Raw genomic sequence first — 4,158 nt, forward strand, 5'->3', positions numbered from 1 at the left:
CTTATCAAATTATCTTTGCACCTTATTAAATGACAAACATGAGTAACAACGTTCGTGTGCGATTTGCACCAAGCCCAACAGGACCTTTACATATTGGAGGCGTAAGAACTGCGCTTTTTAATTATTTATTTGCTAAAAAACATAACGGAACCTTTGTGCTTCGTATTGAAGATACAGATCAAAATCGCTATGTTGAAGGTGCTGAAGATTATATTGTAAAATCTTTGGAATGGTGTGGTTTTCCTTTTGATGAAGGTCCAGGTTTAAATGAAAAATTTGGTCCATATAGACAAAGTGAGCGTAAGCATTTATACAAGCAATATGCAGATCAGTTAATTGCTGAAGGTAAAGCCTATTATGCCTTTGATACTGCTGAGCAATTAGATGCACATAGAAAGCAGCACGAAGCTGAAGGCAAAACTTTTATTTACAATTGGCACAACCGTGAGAAAGGACGTTTAGTAAATTCTTTAGTCTTAACGCCTGAAGAAACACAAGCTAAAATTGATGCTGGAGAGGATTATGTCATTCGTTTTTTATCACCTCAAGATGAGACTTTACACTTAAAAGATATTATTCGTGGTGATATTAAAATTGACACTAATACTCTAGATGATAAAGTCTTATTTAAGGCAGATGGTATGCCAACTTATCATTTAGCAAATATTGTTGATGATCATTTAATGGAAATCTCGCATGTAATTCGTGGTGAAGAATGGTTACCATCTTTAGCATTACACTTTCAATTGTATGATGCGTTTGGTTGGGAAGCACCAGAATTTGCACATTTGCCATTAATCTTAAAACCAACAGGAAAAGGAAAACTAAGCAAGCGTGATGGTGATAAATTAGGATTTCCTGTATTTCCATTAGAATGGACAGATCCAAAAACCAATGCTATTGCTAGAGGTTACAAAGAAGATGGATATTTTCCAGAAGCTGTGGTTAATTTCTTAGCATTTTTAGGATGGAATCCAGGAACTGAACAAGAAATATTCGATTTAGAAAGCTTAGTAAATGCCTTTGATTTAAATAAAGTCAACAAATCTGGAGCACGTTTTGATCCTGATAAAACCAAATGGTTCAACCATCACTATATGCAAGAGCAATCTAATGCAGAATTAGCTGTTGCGTTTAAAAACATACAACCTGAATTAGCTAATATCGATGAAGATTATATTGAAATGGTTATCGCTTTGGTAAAAGAGCGTGCAACCTTTGTAAGCGACTTTTGGAACCTAACGAGCTATTTCTTCGTAGCACCAACAAATTACGACGAGAAAGCTTCTAAAAAAGCTTTTAAAGAAGGAACAAAAGAGATTCTAGAAACTGTAAAAGGTTTAGTTGATGGTATTGAAGATGTGACTGCTGAAAACCTTCAAAATACAATCAAAGGTTGGATTACCTCAAACGAAATTGGTTTTGGAAAAGTGATGATGCCTTTACGATTGGCTTTAGTTGGTGCATTACAAGGGCCAGATGTATTTGATATTATGTTTATGATTGGTAAAAACGAATCTATAAAACGTATAGATAACGCTATTTCGGTATTATAACATATAATTCGTAGATGCTGAATCAAGTTCAGCATGACAAAATAATTTTGTTATGCTGAGCTTATCGAAGCACTTATTGAAAATACACTAAAACGTTATTAAAGCAGCAAAAGTCAACATGCTTTGGTTGCCTTTAAACTTCTCTGAAATTAGGTCTTTATCATTTAACTTATTCAACATATTGGTAAAACCATATATGTATTGCGCTCGTAGTTTAATAAACCTAAATCCTAATGTGGCTCCTACAGCACCATTAACGTTAAACTGTGAAATGTCTTCAAGCTCAACAGCTGCAAAAGTATTGTTATCTAAACTAAGGAATAAATTGTCTTGATCTTCGCTTTGTAGTTCTAATTTACCATTATACTGAAGCATTGGACCAAAATCTATAGTTAATAAATTTTTAATAGCTTTAGCGTGAAGTAACATAGATAATTGAGCAGCAAAAACCTTGTATTCTAATTGTTGTTCTGTAAAAACACCTTCATTAAAATGTAATCCGGAAACCTCAAGATTATTTTCAGATATCTGCATGCCATAACTAATATTATACCATTTATGAGGTAAATCTCCAGTAGCTGAAGCATTTACAAGCCAACCATTACTTGCTGTAGTATCAAAATTGTCTGTAATTATTTCAAACTGCGTTAATCCGCCACCAAGAGCAAATCCATTTTTAATAACATAACGCTTTTGTGCATAGCTTTGTGTAACAAAAGCAATACTAACAACTACTAATAAGAAGTGAGCTATTTTTTTCATAAGATTTGAGAGCTAATTGAAACAAATATAACTTAAATTAGTACTTACATTTATTTCTAACCATTTTTAAATTTTTATTATGGATTTTCCTATTTTTTTGATTCCGATTATATTTTTTGGACTCGTCATTTTAATTTCTTCATTTTTTATTGTTAAACAACAAACCGCAGCTATTATTGAGCGTTTTGGACGTTATCAAAGTATTCGTCATTCAGGTTTACAAATTAAAATTCCTTTAGTAGATCGTATTGCAGGAAAGTTAAGTTTAAAAATTCAACAGCTAGATGTTATTGTAGAAACTAAAACTCTTGACGATGTATTTGTGCGATTAAAGGTGTCTGTTCAATATAAAGTAATAAGAGATAAAGTGTATGATGCTTTTTATAAGCTAGATTATCCACATGATCAAATTACCTCTTATGTATTTGATGTAGTTCGTGCCGAAGTGCCAAAAATGAAATTAGATGATGTTTTTGTGAAGAAAGATGATATTGCAATTGCTGTTAAAACGGAATTAAACGAAGCTATGCTAAACTATGGTTACGACATTATTAAAACACTTGTAACTGATATTGATCCTGATGCACAGGTAAAAGCTGCGATGAATAGAATTAATGCTGCTGAACGTGAAAAAGTTGCTGCACAATACGAAGGTGATGCACAACGTATTCTAATTGTTGAAAAAGCAAAAGCAGAAGCAGAGAGCAAACGTTTACAAGGACAAGGTATTGCAGATCAACGTCGCGAAATTGCTCGTGGATTAGAAGAATCTGTAGAAGTATTAAACAATGTTGGTATTAACTCACAGGAAGCCTCTGCTTTAATTGTTGTAACACAGCATTATGATACACTTCAATCTATTGGTGAAGAGACCAATAGTAACTTAATTTTACTACCTAATTCACCACAAGCTGGTAGTGATATGCTAAATAATATGGTGGCAAGTTTTACGGCAAGTAATCAAATTGGTGAAGCCATGAAAGCTGGTAATAAGAAGAAAAAAGAGGATGAATAATCTTTAATAAATAACAGCGCATATAAATAATAAGGCTATCTAAAATAGTATTGTTTTGTTAATTTGAACTGGTTTCAGAATAACAGTTTAAAACTCTTTTTAGCTAGCCTTATTTATGATTATTTATTTCCATCCGCAAAGTATAGCTCCCATTACTGCTAAGGTTATAGTCCAATAACCTACATTAATAAGAATGTACTTCCACCCTTTTCTTTCAAAAAGAGCATTAATTCCTAAAACAGGAAGTACAAAAAATATAGATCCTATAGTTCCATGTAATGCTCCATGACCAAAATTACGATGTACATTACCAAATTCTGCCATAAAAGCCTTAAAAGATGCTGCATCTGGATTTGTAAAAGCTAATTGTTGCGCTGCAACCTGATGAATAACCATACCATTTACGGTAAATGCCAACATAAAAGATAAAACTAATGTTACGCCAAATATAACGGCTATATTACCTCCTTTCATTTTCTCTTCGGTCATACCAGAAGCTTTCATCCAAGCTGTTCCTAATACACTTGGGTTATACCAAATAGCACCAATGACTAATGGTACAATAGCAGCCACTACAATAGCTAAAAAATTTAATTCCATGATAATAGTTGTTTTATAGTTAGTATGATTTAAAATTACAAAAAAACCTCTAGGATCAAATCTTAGAGGTTTTTGTAATGAGATATTGAAATAAACTAATCTCGTTAAATCTTAAATTTCAGTATGCATAGTTTATTAAATAACCTTTGCTTCTGTAACTAATAATTCATTTTTATCTTCTAATGCTTTTGTAATAAAATCATTGATAGCTTCATTACGTTCTAA

General features: G+C 32.4%; 4 protein-coding genes. 2 read left to right on the forward strand and 2 right to left on the reverse strand.

Annotated features, from left to right (window positions below):
• Positions 1 to 38: 38 nt before the first annotated feature.
• A complete protein-coding gene (gene gltX / locus N4A42_RS00935; protein WP_294068636.1) occupies positions 39 to 1,556 on the forward strand; it encodes a glutamate--tRNA ligase in 1,518 nt (505 codons plus the stop codon).
• 87 nt (positions 1,557 to 1,643) lie between these two features.
• Here gltX and N4A42_RS00940 read toward each other — a convergent pair whose 3' ends face one another.
• Positions 1,644 to 2,318 carry a hypothetical protein gene (locus N4A42_RS00940; RefSeq protein WP_294068638.1) on the reverse strand — a complete coding sequence of 225 codons (675 nt, stop codon included), beginning with the start codon at positions 2,316 to 2,318 and terminating at the stop codon, positions 1,644 to 1,646.
• Between the two features lie 79 nt (positions 2,319 to 2,397).
• Here N4A42_RS00940 and N4A42_RS00945 point away from each other — a divergent pair, with 79 nt between their 5' ends.
• Positions 2,398 to 3,333 (forward strand): SPFH domain-containing protein, encoded by a 936-nt coding sequence (locus tag N4A42_RS00945; RefSeq protein ID WP_294068640.1) that lies wholly within the window; start codon positions 2,398 to 2,400, stop codon positions 3,331 to 3,333.
• A gap of 123 nt (positions 3,334 to 3,456) precedes the next feature.
• On the opposite strand, the gene N4A42_RS00950 is transcribed toward N4A42_RS00945, so the two are convergent.
• Complete coding sequence (locus N4A42_RS00950) at positions 3,457 to 3,933, reverse strand: DUF1761 domain-containing protein (RefSeq protein WP_294068642.1); 477 nt, start codon at positions 3,931 to 3,933, stop codon at positions 3,457 to 3,459.
• Positions 3,934 to 4,158: the final 225 nt, after the last annotated feature.

It is taken from the genome of Winogradskyella sp., assembly GCF_025210595.1.
GTDB lineage: Bacteria > Bacteroidota > Bacteroidia > Flavobacteriales > Flavobacteriaceae > Winogradskyella.